The organism is Neopusillimonas aromaticivorans (assembly GCF_030344915.1).
Taxonomy (GTDB): domain Bacteria; phylum Pseudomonadota; class Gammaproteobacteria; order Burkholderiales; family Burkholderiaceae_B; genus Neopusillimonas; species Neopusillimonas aromaticivorans.
In genome coordinates, this window is record NZ_CP128233.1 from 756,433 (window position 1) to 768,966 (window position 12,534).

At 56.1% G+C, this 12,534-nt stretch carries 10 protein-coding genes, 1 tRNA gene and 3 pseudogenes; 5 read left to right on the forward strand and 9 right to left on the reverse strand.

What is annotated here, in order from left to right:
• The first annotated feature begins 150 nt into the window (after positions 1 to 150).
• Positions 151 to 235, forward strand: a tRNA-Leu gene (locus N7E01_RS03990).
• Positions 236 to 377: 142 nt separating this feature from the next.
• A complete protein-coding gene (locus tag N7E01_RS03995; RefSeq protein WP_289174692.1) occupies positions 378 to 1,445 on the forward strand; it encodes a site-specific integrase in 1,068 nt (355 codons plus the stop codon).
• A 525-nt stretch (positions 1,446 to 1,970) separates the two neighbouring features.
• On the opposite strand, the gene N7E01_RS04000 is transcribed toward N7E01_RS03995, so the two are convergent.
• The 6 genes from N7E01_RS04000 to N7E01_RS04025 form a co-directional block, all read right to left on the reverse strand.
• Positions 1,971 to 2,189, reverse strand: a complete 219-nt coding sequence (locus tag N7E01_RS04000) for a hypothetical protein (RefSeq protein WP_289174693.1) — start codon at positions 2,187 to 2,189, stop codon at positions 1,971 to 1,973.
• On the reverse strand, positions 2,186 to 2,944 hold the full coding sequence (istB, locus tag N7E01_RS04005) for an IS21-like element helper ATPase IstB (RefSeq protein WP_289174694.1): 759 nt from the start codon (positions 2,942 to 2,944) through the stop codon (positions 2,186 to 2,188). The genes N7E01_RS04000 and istB overlap by 4 nt, the downstream gene beginning before the upstream one ends.
• On the reverse strand, positions 2,931 to 3,521 hold the full coding sequence (locus N7E01_RS04010; RefSeq protein ID WP_289174695.1) for a Mu transposase domain-containing protein: 591 nt from the start codon (positions 3,519 to 3,521) through the stop codon (positions 2,931 to 2,933). Before N7E01_RS04010 ends, istB begins: the two co-directional genes overlap by 14 nt.
• Entirely contained in the window at positions 3,478 to 4,428 is a 951-nt protein-coding gene (gene istA / locus N7E01_RS04015) for an IS21 family transposase (RefSeq protein WP_289174696.1), read from the reverse strand. The genes N7E01_RS04010 and istA overlap by 44 nt, the downstream gene beginning before the upstream one ends.
• Positions 4,415 to 4,843: a hypothetical protein gene (locus N7E01_RS04020; RefSeq protein WP_289174697.1), complete on the reverse strand. Its 429-nt coding sequence runs from the start codon at positions 4,841 to 4,843 to the stop codon at positions 4,415 to 4,417. Before N7E01_RS04020 ends, istA begins: the two co-directional genes overlap by 14 nt.
• Positions 4,844 to 5,169: 326 nt before the next feature.
• Positions 5,170 to 5,751, reverse strand: coding sequence for a hypothetical protein (locus tag N7E01_RS04025; protein ID WP_289174698.1), 582 nt, complete (start codon positions 5,749 to 5,751; stop codon positions 5,170 to 5,172).
• A 126-nt stretch (positions 5,752 to 5,877) separates the two neighbouring features.
• Here N7E01_RS04025 and N7E01_RS04030 point away from each other — a divergent pair.
• From N7E01_RS04030 to N7E01_RS04040, 3 pseudogenes are all read left to right on the forward strand, one after another.
• A pseudogene (locus N7E01_RS04030) lies at positions 5,878 to 6,529 on the forward strand (transposase); the annotation flags it as partial.
• Positions 6,530 to 6,619: 90 nt separating this feature from the next.
• Positions 6,620 to 7,940, forward strand: a pseudogene (locus N7E01_RS04035) (IS1380 family transposase).
• Between the two features lie 168 nt (positions 7,941 to 8,108).
• Positions 8,109 to 8,573 (forward strand): annotated as a pseudogene (locus tag N7E01_RS04040) (integrase core domain-containing protein); the annotation flags it as partial.
• A 197-nt stretch (positions 8,574 to 8,770) separates the two neighbouring features.
• Here N7E01_RS04040 and N7E01_RS04045 read toward each other — a convergent pair.
• From N7E01_RS04045 to N7E01_RS04055, 3 genes are all read right to left on the reverse strand, one after another.
• Positions 8,771 to 9,643: an IS5 family transposase gene (locus N7E01_RS04045; RefSeq protein WP_289174699.1), complete on the reverse strand. Its 873-nt coding sequence runs from the start codon at positions 9,641 to 9,643 to the stop codon at positions 8,771 to 8,773.
• Positions 9,644 to 10,086: 443 nt separating this feature from the next.
• Positions 10,087 to 10,809: an ATPase gene (locus N7E01_RS04050; RefSeq protein WP_289174700.1), complete on the reverse strand. Its 723-nt coding sequence runs from the start codon at positions 10,807 to 10,809 to the stop codon at positions 10,087 to 10,089.
• 726 nt (positions 10,810 to 11,535) lie between these two features.
• Positions 11,536 to 12,534, reverse strand: coding sequence for a ParA family protein (locus tag N7E01_RS04055; RefSeq protein WP_289174701.1), 999 nt, complete (start codon positions 12,532 to 12,534; stop codon positions 11,536 to 11,538).

The window sequence follows — 12,534 nt, forward strand, 5'->3', positions numbered from 1 at the left end:
TTTCAAGATGGGGGTTGCCAGGAGGCTGTTTGGGTTTCAAAAAGGCGCTTGTTCGTGGTTGTGGGGTGGGCGCATGCAAAGGTTTAAAATTCGTCGTATAATCGCGTTCTTCTGCCCGGCAGCCCTTCGCGCTGCCGATCCAGCCCAAATGCCCGGGTGGTGAAATTGGTAGACGCAGGGGACTCAAAATCCCCCGCCGCAAGGCGTGCCGGTTCGATTCCGGCCCCGGGCACCACTCTAAAATCCCTAGTCTTTACAAGAACTTAGCGCGATTTTCAAAGTTACCCTGATACTAGGGGATTCCCAAAGTTTGCGAGCAAAGTACAGTTTCGGTACAGTGGCGAAGCGCCGAGTGTACTTCTGGAGCTTTTGCACGCATGGCTACTATCGTTAAAACCCCTTCTGGTACTTGGAAAGCCGTTATTCGCAAAACGGGCTGGCCCACTTCGTCCAAAACATTTCGAACCAAACGCGACGCTGAAGACTGGGCACGCCGGACCGAAGATGAAATGGTTCGCGGGGTTTATATCCAGCGAGCTCCAGGTGAGCGGACAACCCTTGAGTCAGCCCTAACCCGCTACCTTCGCGAAGTCACGCCCACCAAACGCGAATCCACACGCATCGCCGAGTACAAAAAAGCACAGCCGTTACTCAAGCATCTTGGGAAATATTCCTTGGCTGCCCTAAGCGCCGACATTGTCGCCCAATATCGTGACATGCGGCTGGCAGGCGATCCCGACGAGAACGGCAAGCCAGTCCAGCGCAGCAACAACACCGTGCGCCTGGAACTGGCGCTGCTCAGCCACCTGTTCACCATCGCTATCAAAGAATGGGGATTGGGTCTGCCTTTCAATCCCGTCTCTCAGATTCGCCGCCCTGCTCCCGGAGCTGGCCGCAATCGTCGGCTGACGCCTGCAGAGAACAAGCGACTGCTCGCGGCCGTGGATGCCTACTCCAACCCCATGTTCAGTTGGATCGTGCGCATCGCCTTGGAAACGGGCATGCGGCTGTCGGAGATTAGCGGGCTTCGTATTAGCCAGGTAGATTTGACAAAGCGTGTCGTCAAGCTAGATATGACGAAGAATTCATCACAACGCACTGTCCCGCTCACCAAAGCTGCTACGGCGGCGTTTCAAGCCGCGCTAGACAACCCCACGCGACCTCATGAAACGGATCTGGTTTTCTTTGGTGAGCCGGGGCGCAATGGCATGCGACGACCCTACCTTTTTGATAAGGCCTGGACAGACGCCAAAAAAACAGCCGGGCTGACGGATTTTCGCTTTCATGATCTGCGGCATGAAGCGGTCAGCCGGCTGGTGGAGGCCGGGTTGTCCGATCAGGAGGTTGCCGCAATCAGTGGGCATAAATCTATGCAGATGCTGAAGCGGTACACCCATTTGCGAGCTGAGGATTTGGTAGGGAAGCTGGATAGGCTGCAACGCTGAGCGGCTACATTTGGCTAATAGGTAACCCTTTCGCCTTTAGGAAGAGAACAAGGCCTACGCGAAAATTAAGCTCGCCGCGACGCTGCTGCCGCGCTGATGAACTCTCGAAGTGTCCCGGTGGTACCGTGTGGACCAGCCCGCTGATCTATCCAGCGGACTAACCAGGACGCGGCTAACTACCGCCGGACCCAACATATACACATACACAACGTTTCCCAATCCTGCATTACAGGTAGGAAGTGGTAAAAACCGGTAGAAGGCAAATGTCAGCCACAAGCTGTTGATATTTCGTGAAATTTAACAGGCACATAGTTTCTTATTTCACCAGAAAAGTATCTTATTACACTTTCCACAGCTACTTATTTCACTTTCCACAGCCTCTTATTTCACCGGTGTTGGCGCTTACGAGAACACGCAGTTATTTGACGGCGTTAAATGACGGCGTCAGCATGTTTCAGCCAATGCAAAGGGGCAGCGTAAGCTGCCCTTTGCATGAGGGTTGTGGGGTTTAACGTTCAACAGGCCTCAGAATGGCAGCTCGGGTTGATCGTCCATTAAGCCGTCATGGCCCATGATGCCGTGTTCTGTGCTCCGGTCATGCTTGTAGAACTCATGAATTTGCATACCGTAGCGCGACAGGAGGGTTTCGGTCAGTGCACTGAGGCACTCATAGACGGCGGCGGCCTGCTCAGGCGTCCATGTCGCGTCGATCATGTGCACAATGCTCGTTCGTTGATCGTTCATGATGGGACTCCGGATTTCTTTTTGCGGGTGTGTTTGTGTGCGGTACGTTCCTGAGCCTCCTTGTGGCGGTAGGAGCTGCCTTGAATCGGGACGATCTCGGCATGGTGAACCAGTCGGTCAATCAAGGCCACCACGCAGGCTGCATTCGGAAACACCTCGGACCACTCGGCAAAGGCTTTGTTGGTCGTGATAATGGTGCTCTTCTTCTCGTGCCGACGGTTGATCAGCTCAAACAGCAGGTCGGCATGGCGGTTGGAGTACGACAGGTAACCGACCTCGTCCACGCACAGCAGATCGGGGGCCGCGTACTGACGCAGTCGCCTGCGCAGCAGCGAGTCCGAGTCCAGCGCCGCCAGGTCCCCGAGCATCTGGGCGGCGGTCGTGAACAGCACCGTGTGGCCATTGAGCACGGCCTGGTAGGCCAGGTTCTGTGCAATCGTGGTCTTGCCCAGCCCGGAGGCGCCGACCAGAATGACGTTGGTGGCGCTGGACACAAACTCCAGCGTCATCAGTTCGGCAATCAGCGATTGATCGCACTGCGTCGGCCACTGCCAGTCAAAGTCGCTCAGGGGCTTGAAGTGGCCGATGCGGGCCGCACTCAGGCGCCGCTCCAGCGAGCGACGCGTTCGTGCCTGCTCCTCCCACTCGATCAAGGAGGCGACCCAGTCGGCCTGCGAGCATTCTGACCAGCGACTGACCAGGCCATGCAATTTGAGTTCCCGGGCGCGTTTGAGTAAGGCCTCAGTGTTGATCATCGTGGCTCTCCCCCAGCAAGTTGTTGTAACCGGCCAGGGCATGCGGCACCACGATCCGGTCACGTTGTTTGATGTGCTCGGGCAGCGTGACCCCGATCGGCAACGGAGCTTGTTGGGCATGGCGGGCCCGTTCCAGTGCCAGTCGTACGGCATTGGGGTGGGGGACATCGCGGGCGATGGCCTCCTGGACAGCGTGGCGCATCTCATGGATCCCGTAGCGTTGCAACAGATCCATGAGCGTGCTGGCCGTGCGGCCCAGGGGTTCGCCCCGTTCTGCGGCCCGTGTCAGCAGCGTGGCGCATTCGGGCAGGGCCTTGAGCAACTGGTCACTGGCCCGGTGATGCCGGGCGGCCCGCTTGTGCCGGATCAGATCGGCCACGTGGGCGGCCTGCTCGAATTGTTGGCCACGGCCGTAGTGACGCGGGTGAGTGGCGATCACCGCCTGATCGTCCAGAATACGCACCTCGGCGGCGCTGGCCCTGACGCTCAGCGTGCGTTGCACGTGGGTGTGCGGCACCGAGTAGTCGTTCAGGTCAAATCGCACATACGGGGTCTTGCCCACATGAACGGCCAGCACCTCCTCGGTGTTGTACGGGTTCTCGGGCAACGTCAGCAGATGCGAGCGTTCCTGCATCCAGGCCTGGGTGACGGTTAATGTCGTGTCCTCGGGACAACGCCTCTGGCCGGCCACCTGTTCGCACCACAGACGGGCCTGGGTGTTCAGATCCTCCAGGCTGTCGAACTGACGCCCGGCAAAAAGGCCTCCCGGATGTAGCGGATGGCCCGCTCGACACGCCCTTCTCGTTGCCGCGGGCGGGTGCCACGGGTCGTGGCTCGAAGCGGTAATACGCACTGAGTGACAGCAGTTCAGGGTTGAAGCGAATGAGCTCACCCTGGCGCTCAAGCACCGCACTCTTGAGGTTGTCGTACAGCACGACTCTGGGCACCCCTTGCCAGGCCTGGAAGGCAGCCACGTGACCGCGCACAAAGCTGGCCGTGGTGGCGTTCACAAAGAACTGCAAGAACACCTTGCGCGACCAGGACAGCACCATCACAAAGGCCATGAGCGGGCGTCGGGCCTGACCGATCTGAATGTGGCCAAAGTGGCCCCAGTCCGACTGGGCCTGTTCACCGGGCAAGGTGCGCAAGCGAAGGTAAGCCTGTGCGACAGGCCGGGGCCGGCACAGTGCAATCTGCTGACGAAACCGGCTGGCACTGCCACGGTAGCCCCGCTGTCGCACCATCTCGTAAAGCCGGGTGGCCGTCAGCTTGGGAAACGTCTCCAGGGTCTGCCGGATGAAGGGCATGTACGGATCAATCATGGACGCACGTTGCGCCGGCGCAATCGGTGGCAAACCGGCCAGGGCCAGCACCCGGGCGACCGTGTCGCGGTGAAGTTTGAGCTGGGTCGCGATGGTGCCTACGCGCCATCGTTCAGCATGATAAAGACGCAAGACCTGCGCCTGTCGTTCAGGGGAAATCATCGGTAGTCACGCTCCAAAGTTGAGTTTGAGCACGACGACGGATGCGACAGCGCAGAAACTCCAGTCGCACAAAGCGGCAAACGGGGCGCGAACAGGTGCAACACACCTGATCCGGGCCGTGCGCTGGCGCAACCATCGGCTCAGGTGTGACTTCAGCAGACACCGGTGGGGTGGGGGAACCGTGATGCGTCACTTTATTGGCCATGCGGGCCCGGTAACAGCGCTGGCGCCGGGCATGGTTGAGGCGCCCGCGCAGGCTGGTCTGATAGCGTTGAGCGGCAGCACGCAGACAGGTCTGGCGCGCACGAACCGAACACCCTTCAGAACAGTATCGGTTACCCCGATCACAGTACGTGCAGATCACCACGCGTTTGCGGCAGGCCACACAAAGATATTGTCGAGCAGCGATGTCCATGGGTCCGTCCCATGGAGGGCTCGACAAGGCGCCGCGCTTCGTGACACACTACGCATGCAACGTCCCTGTCGTCATTGTCAGGTTACGGGGCGTGACATCGGAAAGCGTCCAAACTTTACGGCGATGTCACGCCTGCTCCTGTCCACAGGCCGATGCCATTGTGCACGATCGCCGTCCTGTCGCACAGCCTCAATCCCCTCAAAAACCGACCAAAGCCCACGAGCTTACCCGCACCACACGCCGTCAGCGATGTGTGACGTCTTGCTGCGCTCGACGCCGGGTATCTTGGTCAACGGAAAAAAACAGAAAACCACAACGGCCAGAACTCAGCTCAACACCCCAACGCCGTCAAATAACCGCGTTTTTAAGCAGTCGTTCACAACCGGTAAACCTCGCTTCACCTTGAGCGCCCGTCGCTTGTCGATAGAATAGGAGCGAGACCACCGCGCAAATTTGCGCCCATCACGTCCCACCTGAATACGTGGGTTGCTGACTAAACCAACCCGTTCCAATTCAACCAAACCTTCCAGAACACTCTTCTCAAACTTTGAATTCTGCCCACCGTAGCGAGTAATGCTTTTAAGGAATTCGAGGGAATACGCTTGATCTACATCGGCACTGCTACCGACCAACCTTTGTAAAAACTTGCTCATATTCCTGTTACTCGAAATTCGAAGCCTTTGTTCCCAATCAATTCTTGTGAATTCGTGATTCGTGAACAGGAGCGCGAGCCGGGGATCAAGGAACACACGATAATCCCCGCTTTTAGAGTCATGATCGAAGCCAATAATCAAGTGTAAGGCCCCTGTGTCGTGATCTGGATGAAAAGAGTATTTTTTAGTTTTTATCCATAGAGTGGCGAAGCACAGTCGCTTAATGGACCGTTCTAACCATTCATAAGCATCCATACTTTTTGACCGGCCGATGTCCCTCAGAAAACTTGCTCGGTTCAAAAATACCGGACCTGGGTGGTAATCCTCCCGTTAAACCGCAGTGATCGAGGGTAGAATTTCCACTACAAGGGAATTCACACAATGAAGCAATCTCGATTTACCGACAGCCAGATCATGGCGATCCTCAAGCAAGCTGAAGCGGGTACGCCCGTGCCGCAATTGTGCCGTGAGCATGGCATGAGCAGCGCTTCGTTTTATAAGTGGCGCGCCAAATACGGCGGCATGGACACCTCGATGATGGCACGTCTGAAGGAGCTTGAGGCCGAAAACCGGCAACTCAAGAAGATGTATGCCGAAGAGCGTTTGAAGGCTGAAATGGTGCAGGAGGCGCTGCGAAAAAGTGGTAGCGCCATCTCGACGCAAGGAGATGGCGCAAAACGCCGTTAAGCACTTTAAATCCAGTATCCGCCTGGCGTGCCAGGCGTTTGGCATCAGCGAAAGCGCCTACCATTATCAGGCCAAACACAACGACGAAAACGAGGTCATTGCCGACTGGCTGATACGGTTGACAACGGCCCAACGCAACTGGGGCTTTGGCTTATGTTTCCTGTATTTGCGCAACATTAAAGGCTACCCATGGAACCACAAAAGGGTGTACCGCATCTATCGTGAACTGGAGCTGAATTTACGCATTAAGCCCAAGAAGCGACTGGTGCGCGAGCGACCGGATCCGCTGGGCACGGCGACGGATATCAATCAAGTCTGGTCCGTCGATTTTATGCACGACCAGCTAACCCGGAAATTTCACCAAAAGGAATCGGCGCATACCTTTAAGCCCGCATAAAATCGAGGTGCGAAACAAGATTTTGGGAAGGTAGCGCCGATGCCAAATCGTACCACTGAAGAGCTGAACTTTGGGCGCCTTGGACGCCGTCATTTGCAGGCCAATTTCCAGGGTGGAGACCTCAGTTCCGATGGCGGGCTGATGCTGTTGCGACAGATTGATGCACGCACCGGTTTGTCGCGTCTGGCCGCCAAGGCCCTGACCGATCGGCGTGCCGGGGGTCGGATTCGCCACCGCCTGCGCGATCTCATCGCCCAGCGCCTGTATGGCCTGTGCTGCGGCTACGAAGACCTGAACGATCACGACACGCTGCGCTCGGACCTGTTGATGCAAACGGCCGTCGGGCGCGATCAGACACTGGCCAGCTCGCCCACACTCAGTCGGCTCGAGACCGGTGCCAGCCGCGCCGATGCCTGGGCGCTGCATCAGGTTCTGGTCGAGCACTTCATTGCCAGCTTTGCCAGCCCACCCCAAGAGTTGATTCTGGATGTCGACGCCTCGGATATCCCGTTACATGGTGAACAGGAACTCAAACAGTTCCATGCCTATTACGACCACCACTGCTACCTGCCGCTGTACGTGTTCTGCGGCCAGTCGATGCTGGCCTGCCTGCTGCGACCCAGCCGCATTGATGGTGCCCGGCATGCGTCGGCCGTGCTGCGGCTGCTGGTGACGCGGCTGCGTCAAGTCTGGCCGCAGGTGAAGATCATCATCCGGGGCGACTCCGGGTTCTGTCGTCAGCGGCTGCTGCGCTGGTGCGAACGGGCCAATGTGCAGTACATCATCGGCACTGGCTCGCAACACCCGCCTTCAGGCGCGTGTAAAACTGGCCGAACAGGTACTCGAGCGTGACTACCGACGCACCGGGTCCAAACAGCGCCTGGTCAGCGAATTCATCTATGCGGCCGCCTCCTGGAACCGACCGCGACGCGTACTCACCCGCTTGGAATACGGCGCCCAGGGCGTGAACCCGCGCTTCGTCGTCACCAACATTGCGGGTTCTGAGGCCGATGCGGTACAGCTGTATGACCAGCTGTATTGTGCCCGGGGTGAGGCCGAGAACCGCATCAAGGAAGCTCAGCTCGACCTGTTCGGCACCCGCGCCAGTTGCCACCGATTTGCGGCTAACCAATTCCGGCTGCTGCTGGCTGCGCTGGCCTACACCCTGATGCAGCGCCTGCGCGAATTGGCCTTGCGCGGCACAGAACTGGAACGGGCCAGCGCCGCCACCATCCGCGTGCGACTGTTCAAGATCGGGGCGGCCATCGTGCGCAATACCCGGCGCGTTCGAATCCTGTTGGCCTCACACCATCCCTTGCGCCACGTGTTCGCCCACGCGGCACACGCCATGGCCCCGTAGTTCTGAAAAAGTGCTGTCCCCGGCACGCTATAAAGCCATGGGGGTTGGGGCAATTGCGCCTGTGGCATCAAAAACACCATCCGCGCCATCATCTTGTCTTCGCTGCGAACGACTCCAGCCAGAGCGGCCAAAAAACGCTCGGATCACTTGGCTGATGAAAAGTCCGGGCTAACCGATGGACGTGGGATTCGGTTGCTGAACGTCGTCGACGACTTTAACCGTGAGGGCCTTGGAATCGAGGTGGACTTTTCCTTGCCGGCAGAGCGCGTAACACGGGCCCTGGATCAGATCATTGAGTGGCGCGGTAAACCTGCCTGTATACGTTGCGACAACGGCCCTGAATATATTGGCAAAACCATGCTTCAATGGGCTGCCAGGCAACGCATTACGCTAATCCATACCCAGCCTGGCAATCCGCAGCAAAACGCCTATGTCGAGCGTTATAACCGCACGGTGCGTTATGATTGGCTGGCCCAAAACCTGTTTAGCAGTCTGGACGAAGTTCAACTCGGTGCCACCGCTTGGCTTTGGACTTACAACAATGAAAGGCCAAACATGGCACTGGGCGGCATTACCCCACGACAGAAATTAGCCAGTAAATATTTAAATAGTTCTACTGCCGCTTACTGCTAAAAATGGGGGATTACCGCCTGTTCCAGCTGTTCGTTGAGCGTATGCCCATCGTACGGATTGCGATGAAATGCCCGCGCGCCCACAATCAAATTGCCTTTGAACGTGCTGGCAATCCCGACCTTGACACCGAATTCATAGGGCCGACGCGCTTTGCCCTTGCTGATGCAGTCGACTTCCGGAGCGTGCCAGGCGTACAGCTAGCGCTGGCCTTTGACGCTCTTGCGCTGAGCGCTTTGGGCCGCGATACGATTTGCCTTGTTCAAGACCTCATCCAGGGCGGCGCGTACCGCCTGACCGAGCACATTGGCCTTGCGATCCATCTCACGCGATAAGCGACCCACAATGGTTCGTTGACGTTTAATCGCCCGGCGCATGCGTTTGAACTGGCGGGCATGGGCATAACGCCCGGCCTGGCGGCTCAGTTGTGCGCCTTCTTTGGCAAAGGTTTGCTTGAGCGAAATGCCCACCGCTTTGGCGGCGTCCACCAGTTTGATCCGCGCGGTCTCTAACAGGCGGCTGTCCGTGGGGTGTGCAATCGCCTTCTCCTGCACGGTGCTGTCCACAATCACGCGGCTCAACTCCTGGGGCTTGATCAGCTTGAGTTCGACGGCCACGTTGATGGTCTGTGCCAGCAACTCTTCAACCCCTTCTTCGCCCAACAGCTTGCGAAACTTCACCAGCGTGGTGGCGTCGCAGGGACGGTGGTGTTCGAAATACGCCTGACCCGCAAAGAACTGCCATGTTGGGGTTTCACCCCAACGCTCAACCACGCCCTCATCCGATTCGTTGAACGCATGCTTCAGATACAGCAGCGAAATCATGATCCGAAGCGGCACACGTGGACGACCGGCATTGCTGCGCGAGGCCTGACGTTGCGGCTTCTCACCAAACAAATCCAGGTCCGGCATCGCCACCCCTTCGTGCGCTTTACGAACGAACAGGTGTGCCACCCGAGCCTCAAGTTCTTGCCATGGCATGCGCGAGGACAACACCGCCAACGGATGACGCAGGTCAATCATCTGATCAATGCGAGAACGGAAAAAATCATCGGTGGCAGGGCAGGCAAACATCGAAATAAAACTCCCAGAAAATAGCCTCTATTGGACAACAAACCGGGAGTTCCGGGTATCGGAAATTGCCCCAATCTTCAATGTTTATGCGGGTTACGGGGATTGTTCAGGGCCGACTAAGTGGGCAACGCTTGCCAAATGCTCGCAAGACACAGCCCTTCGGGATATTACGGAACTACTGCAACACAATGTGCTGCAGAAAGCCACGGCCGGCGGCCGAAGCACGCACTATGAAGTGCGTTATCTCGGTGGAAAAGCGAAAGCCTGTAGTGTCTAGAAAAACCCAATCTGGGTACGATAAGACCCAATATGGGCACAAGAGCACTGACTCAACGCAAACAAACAAACTCAACTGGTGGTTCTCATGGCAACCACCAGCATGGTTCATGTTCGTGTAGACGAAAAAATCAAGGCACAGGCCACATAAACTCTGGCATACGTCCTCAACTTAACCTGTCGAGAACGTACTCCTCAAACCAATGGGGCACCAAATCAGTTTTAAACTCCAATTCGGCCCCATCAGTCACTTCCGCCAGCCAAATCCGATCCTGGCTGGAGTTGTCGAAAATATACGCTCTATCTGAAAGACGAATTGCATTCACCAACAGGTCAAGAGATCTGAAGTAGCGCTCAACGATCTTGTCCTCAGGCACATCGTGCCCATGCATCTTCACGCGGTACTGTACCCGCGAAATATTAATTTCCGGATCTTCCGTCGCTACATAGTAAAGATAAACCCGAAACCCAGCGGCCTTAGCAAGATGCAAAAAATCGACCTTGTCTGCTGACGACATCACCGTCTCGAAAGTGAAGTCAATTTTCTGCTCTAGCAACTTGTGGCGAATAAAATCGGATACGACAGAGGCGAAATAAGAATTGACCAACTCAGGGTCAAGACATAGCCGGTTATCGTCAAAACGAAGCTGAGAAACCGCAATAGAGAACCCTGCATTCGCCAGAAAGGTAGACTTCATGAAAAAGGCCAATACCTCTTCAGCATCAACGCGCACCTTGAACATGGACAAATCAATGCAACCAGACTGTCGCCATGCTTTTTCTATCTCATCTGGATTGACATACACGCCGAGCAGCTCTTGCGGAATCACTTCCTTCATGGTGCTTTTACCTGACCCATTCGGGCCGGCAAACATACGCAATCGTGGCACGAAATCTACTTCCTGAGGCTAATTTTTGTACCGGGGGTGACGGCCCTGCCAGGCCTCAAAGTCTTGAGAGTAGTACTGGAATGATCAGGATTCGACCTAACCAATTTCCCGTCCACGACCTCAAGCACACTGCTGCCTGATTTCAATGCGTGACGATACGCCTTTTGAACAGCCTCCTTGGCAAGGCTTGGGATATCACTCTCCTGAATGGCTGTGTTTTTGGTTCCTGCTGGCATCATTTTCTCCAAACGATTAGCTACCTGATATTTTGGCTTGTGCAGCCATGACGTTACAAGGCAACTACGGCCATGATAGCCTGAAGCCCGAGGAACGGCCAACGGTATCATGTTGTTGCCAACAATCAGCCGGCAGAACGAGGCAACCCAGCTGCACCAAACTGTACCTACACCCTAGGAATTCGGTACAGTACAGGTACACTCACCAGTTCTTCCGATTTTCTTTAAACTACGCTAACCCACTGATTAACAATTACTTTTACCTATTTCAACCTACGCTCAGCTTCGCCCTTTTTCTCTGTACAAACACTGTCAAACGCAAACTCAAAATCCCCCGCCGCAAGGCGTGCCGGTTCGATTCCGGCCCCGGGCACCAAATTTAAAGGCCGCCTCTGTTTTGCAGAGACGGCCTTTGTGTTTGGGTTCCAGGGGCTATGGGGATCTTGGGGCTCAGTTAATCACGCCATCGCGTCGCTTGGGGCAAATCTGTTTACTGATCAAGGCACATGAATTCCGGCATGGCTGGCGATGCGCGTCGCCAATTGAAAAAATCCTGATAACAAGAACGAACAGCCTCGACGTGCGCACCAATGGCACCGTCTGCCGCCTTAAGGAAAAACATAGGCTTATTCGCTTCCATGGCTAACGGCATCAAGCTTCGGTAGTGCTTTAGTTGGGCAAGGCAACATGGATCGGTCGCAACCGACGGCACATGGCCAGAAATCGCTTCATGCAAAACAGCCTCCCGGTATACAAAAGGGATGCGATCCATCCAACGCATATAGGCCTTCACAGGGCGACTGTCCCTGATACCGTGTTGCATGACCACATAACCCACTGGCATCATTTTGCCCGAAGGCACTGATATGCGGGAAGATGCGGGCAACTCGCCCAGACGCTTTTCCCAACCCTTACGCCATTCACGTAAAGAGGGCCCAAGGTTTTTCAGGCCCTGCAGGGAAAACAAATCAGGTGCCAGTGGCAGCACTACCTGCTCTGAAGCGATCAGGGCGGAACGGTTGATGGCACCCAGGTTCGGACCAACGTCTACTAAAATCAAATCCGCCGAGTGTGCGTTTGCCGCCTGCTCGATGATCCGGTGAAATGCAGTGATCACCCTGAAAGCGGCCTCTTGTCCATCGAGACACTTGGGCCAATTTTCGGATAACAAGTCCTCAAAGCGTGAAAGCGCCAGGTTCCCGCACACTAACCCCAGACGTTCAGCCACCTGTTCCACATGGGGTGGAACAATGTCACCCGTGCGATTCATCAAAGGCAACAGGCTTTCATAGATGGTGGTCTGACCGCTGCCCTCCCAAAAGCCGGCCAACCGTTCCTCATCCAAAAACATCGCGCTGAGATTAGCCTGTGGATCAAGGTCAACGGCTAAAGTGCGGATCCCTCGATCGGCGTACATCCACGCAAGATGGTAAACAAGAGAAGTCTTGCCTACCCCACCCTTGTTATTGAAGAATGCTATGGTTTTCAA